Here is a 4570-nt window from a genome sequence, read left to right as displayed (position 1 = left end):
GGCAACGCCCATGCCGTTTGACTGTGCGGTCAGACGGGTAGCAATCTGCATGCCTGCGGCATCGTCAGCGGCGGAGTTGATACGTTTGCCGGTACCCAGACGCTCCATAGAGGTAGAGAGCAGGCTGTTAGCCTGGTTCAGAGCGTTGGTAGAAGACATGGAAGCTGCGTTAGTGAAAAGGGAAAGTGCCATGATGTTTATCTCCGTTCGGTACCGGCGTATCCGGTATCCCTGTTATGTACTGAGATAAAACGGCACAGCGTGGGTGAAAATTAAATTTAAAAAAGAATAAAAAATAAAACATAATAAAATCAATTAGTTATTTGACGTTCAATGAACATGAAGAGATGCTGAAAAGTGAACGCATGCATGAATGTCGATAACTCTGTTCCAGCCTTCTGGCCTTATTCTTATCTGAAGGATATCTCTTGTTGACGTATTGATTTTATGTGCCAAGCACATCCTTTGATGTTGAAGATATCATTCCGCCGCTTTCCGACAGCATGGAAAATAAAGTTCCTGTAGCAGGATCGTTATAAAAAATTTTGGCGATATCGTTTATTGGTGTACTTTATAATAAAATATTGCATTTAAAAAGGAACTTCACTGTGAAAACAGGGTTTATAGTAGAGGGTATTACGTACGCAAATTTTTTTTCCAGAATTGTCTCTTCACTTGAGAGCCATGACCAGGAGAATACTCAATTTTTTGTTCGTGACAATGCAACAATGGTGTTAATACAAAATAAGTTGCCAGAAATTCGAACAACAATTTTACCATGTTACTCGGTGCCTGAATCGTATCTTTTTGAACAGGAGAAACCGATTCTATATTCTAAAATGATTAAAGGCATTGAGGATAGTTTTGAATTTGTGATCGGAGGAGTGCCTTTTTCTTTATGTTGGGAAATATATCTTTCAACATTTATTTTCATGCACGACTTTTTGCAGAAGAATAATATCGACAAAGTAATAATGTGCAGTGGTTGTGGTATATATTCAAAAGCAGTTGCGCTAGCATGTCAATTACATAAAATACAAACTCGATTCATCGAACTATCTAATTTACCAGAGAAAATATTTATTGATAGTGAGGGAACTAACGCAAATGCAATGATCGCCAGAGTTCCCGAATTTCTTGATGTATTTCCCACTGTAGATGAACAGCAACATCAAATTTGGATGGAGTCCTGGTTTTCTTTTAAGTCAAGACCCTTGCCTCAATCATTGAAAAATCCACTTCAACCTTTGATTGAAAAATGTTCTACGCAAAGAGTCTTGAATCGGAAAAAAACTTATATTTTCGTTCCACTTCAAGTATCAAATGATGCTCAGTTATGGTTATACGGAAAGCATAGGAATATTGATACCATCAAATATGCACTAAAAATAGGAATGGAAAGTGGCGAGCATGTTGTTGTGAAAATTCATCCCGCAGAGACTTCAGTGCAACAAATTAAAGAAATCATCGATCTTAAACGTAAATTCAATTTCGTTCTTACAATGGAAAATTCAGGGGGATTGGTTAAAAATGCATCTCAAATTATTACAGTAAACTCAACAGTGGGATTGGAAGCAATGCTTTTCAAGAAAAAAGTAACTTTTCTGGGTTCTAGTATTTATAAGAGCTTTGATTATGAGATGCTAAAAAAATATATTCACCATTATCTCTTTTCCGGCATTGATTTTTTTTCTGAGGGACATATTGAAAGAGATGTGGCTTACGCCTTTATGCTACGTTAGTAGTTGAGCGAATATGGCTATTGCACTTTAGAACTCAATAGCCATGTTACAATGGGGTTTGAAAGTAAAAATGTTAAATTAATGCAAGTGCATATAATACTTTTTCTTCATCGTTAATAGTAATATCAACATCTTCACCAAGAGACTGGAGGCTTATATAGAGAGAGGAAATAATGTCATCGGTCAATTCATTTCCCGTTTCAGCCCAGATCGCGAACAACATTTTTAACTGGAAGAATTGTTGAGTCAGGCGTAAAAATTTTTCACCGTAGCAAACATCGTTTTTACCGGGAAATATGTCGGTATATAGTTTATATATCAGTATATTACGATAGATAAGTGCTAAGTTATTGGCTGTTTTAAATACATTCCACTGGGTCTGGAGTGAGCTTGCACGATCAACTAACTGCGCATCATTCATTATTTTCAGCTCACCTATTTTTAACGCAACCGCCATTTTCTCCATCGGTGGCAAGTTAAAACTCATCCGTTTTGCTCCGAGCGACTTCAATGCCATTGTCTGTACGGTGCCGATCTGCGGTAGAGCCACATATTGCTGAGCAAGTACGCCTTGCTCTGCCAATAAACAGAGCTCTTGTGCCATCGTGACCAGCAAAGCGGGGTCATTTGCCTTCGCACCCTGATATTGCTGGACTCTGCTAAGCAGTATGCCAATAGCAAACAAAGAGAGTTCTACAGTTAACGCCGGGTGCATCGCCAGATTGAGGCACTCTTGGTTTAACGTTTCCAGCCAGATATCGGGCTGAGCGTCAGCAATCTCGTCATTTTTCCCAGCATGTAAGACGAAGGCATCCGGATTAAGCAGCATTTGCCTTGCTGCACTTTCGCAAGTGACATCCAAAGAATCGCGCTGTTGATTATTGAACTTAATGCTAGTCAGTGGGTTTGCATCGTCTGAACTCAGGCAGTGAGGACAGGCACAATCTGCGTTTTCAGCCAGATAGCGAACAACGAATTCGGGTTGATAATGTTCCATATTTTTAATCCTTTAATTTATGACTCAGCATCTTTAGGCTGGACTCTTTTGAAAAATAAATGGGTACAGTCGGTACGCTCAATATCTTCTTGTATTCGACTCTGCTGTAGGAACGCGTAACTTGGGTAACAGCCAAGCCAGCAAGATTGCTGCATCATTACCGGCCAGCTCGTCGTGAGCGATACCTGTTGTGCAATGGCTTCGCGATAAACGGTGAGCAATGTCTCGACGAAGCTGCCATTTACTGCATAGGCACAGCCGTAATTTGCTTTGAAAACACGCGCTACACCTTTAAGGGATTTTAGCGGGGCAATATTCTGGTAATCCGCACCCAGAAGTAGCACTTGCCAGTCGATATTTGGCAACTGTTGCAGCAACTGGTTGAGATTGTTGACCGCAGATTCCTTATGTACATAACTGAGCCCCGCATCAAGGAGCAATACGTTTTGCCATTTTTCCTCGCAAGCTTGTTCGAGTATTTGGCAATGCGTTTCCAGTTCAGCCTGCTCAACTGAAGGGTGGGATGATTTCTCTACCGGCATTAGCTGTTGTTCTGTAATGCCGAGTTTATATAGAGTCCTTACGGCTGCATCCAGCGAGGAATGATCACCGGGCTCATACATCACCGCAATACGAGAAAAAGTCTCCCATCCTACGCGCGTGCTGGTAGGCAAGGTGCTCAGACGGCGATAATGGCTAAGCAGGTTTTTATCTTGTACAAAGTCCTCAAGCGTCAGACTTGTTGGCTCTGATGAACCCAGAATGAAATCTTTGTCGTAGGTATTGGCGTTGTGCGAAACACACAGAATAGCCTTCTCGGATTCGAGTTGAAGCACAGGCACGGTGAAACCTTTCAGGAAGCCTTCTTCTTCAGCCAGTGATGCATTGTCATCATAACGGTGGTTTCGCAAAAAGTTACGGTGATAACCGAAGGTGCCATTTAAGGCATGGTTTTTGCCAAAAGCTCGAGAACGATAGATTTTATCGAGATGGCTGTACCAAATATAAATTTGGTCACAGCCGGAGAAAATAGAATTGTTCTCCTGCATTGCGGCAACCTGCCAACTGATTTTATCAGCCGGATAGTAGTCATCATCATCGAAACAGAGAATGTATTTTCCTGTCGCGAGATGGTTGAGCAGATTGCGCTTTTCACCCAAGATCAGTTTTTTGTCGCTGTGAATGTAGCGCACGTTGTGCTGCGTACGATCGACCAGCATGTCGATAAGATCTTCACTACTCTCAGGGGAATCATCTACGATGATCAGTTCACGCTTATCGGCGGGATAATCCTGATATTGGTAGATATAAAGCAGGTAGGGCAAAAACTCACGGCGATTCCACGTCGGGCAAATTACGCTGACAAACGGTAATGCCTGTGTTTTCCCTGTCTGTTGACGTTGCAACAATGAATGAATAAGAGTGCCATTGGAGGGAGTGACTTTTTTCGTATTCCTGGACATTATTTTATTCTGCCTGATTCAATGAAACGTCGAGGTGGGGTTTTCCATACCACCTACCCGGTGTATAACGACGCCTGATAATTGAATAATGCAATTATTATGCCAACAAAAAAACACATGAAATCATGTGTATATTATGATGCTGGAAGGCTCTCTTCCCATTCTGAAGGAAGGAAAAGGACAGATGTAAAAACACCGCCATGCAGCGGTGTTTTTTTACTCGGAGCGGGTAAAGATTAACCCAGCAGGGACATGACCATGCCAGACATGCTGTTGGACTGCTTCAGCATGGACATAGAAGTCTGTGCCAGCATCTGGTTACGGCTCATGCTTGACGCTTCGGTTGCGAAGTCAGCATCGGTGATGTT

5 protein-coding genes are annotated in these 4570 nt (G+C 41.8%); 1 reads left to right on the top strand and 4 read right to left on the bottom strand.

What is annotated here, in order from left to right:
- A partial coding sequence (locus VH187_RS01405; RefSeq protein ID WP_473964785.1) for a flagellin N-terminal helical domain-containing protein occupies positions 1 to 192 on the bottom strand: 192 nt, incomplete at its 3' end.
- Between the two features lie 416 nt (positions 193 to 608).
- On the opposite strand from VH187_RS01405, the gene VH187_RS01400 reads away from it, so the two are divergent.
- Positions 609 to 1742: a capsular polysaccharide export protein, LipB/KpsS family gene (locus tag VH187_RS01400; RefSeq protein ID WP_329699708.1), complete on the top strand. Its 1134-nt coding sequence runs from the start codon at positions 609 to 611 to the stop codon at positions 1740 to 1742.
- 73 nt (positions 1743 to 1815) lie between these two features.
- Here VH187_RS01400 and VH187_RS01395 read toward each other — a convergent pair whose 3' ends face one another.
- The 3 genes from VH187_RS01395 to VH187_RS01385 all read right to left on the bottom strand — a co-directional run.
- Complete coding sequence (locus tag VH187_RS01395) at positions 1816 to 2739, bottom strand: hypothetical protein (protein WP_329699707.1); 924 nt, start codon at positions 2737 to 2739, stop codon at positions 1816 to 1818.
- Between the two features lie 17 nt (positions 2740 to 2756).
- Positions 2757 to 4202, bottom strand: coding sequence for a glycosyltransferase family 2 protein (locus VH187_RS01390; protein WP_329699706.1), 1446 nt, complete (start codon positions 4200 to 4202; stop codon positions 2757 to 2759).
- 236 nt (positions 4203 to 4438) lie between these two features.
- On the bottom strand, positions 4439 to 4570 hold a 132-nt coding region (locus VH187_RS01385), incomplete at its 5' end, for a flagellin (RefSeq protein WP_329699709.1).

It is taken from the genome of Scandinavium sp., assembly GCF_036271055.1.
Classification (GTDB): Bacteria; Pseudomonadota; Gammaproteobacteria; order Enterobacterales; family Enterobacteriaceae; genus Scandinavium.
This window is presented reverse-complemented; position numbering and strand designations above follow the sequence as displayed.

Excerpts from the sequence above, each read along its gene's own strand:
- VH187_RS01395 (WP_329699707.1), bottom strand. The coding sequence starts at position 2,739 with ATGGAACATTATCAACCCGAATTCGTTGTTCGCTATCTGGCTGAAAAC.
- VH187_RS01390 (WP_329699706.1), bottom strand. The coding sequence starts at position 4,202 with ATGTCCAGGAATACGAAAAAAGTCACTCCCTCCAATGGCACTCTTATT.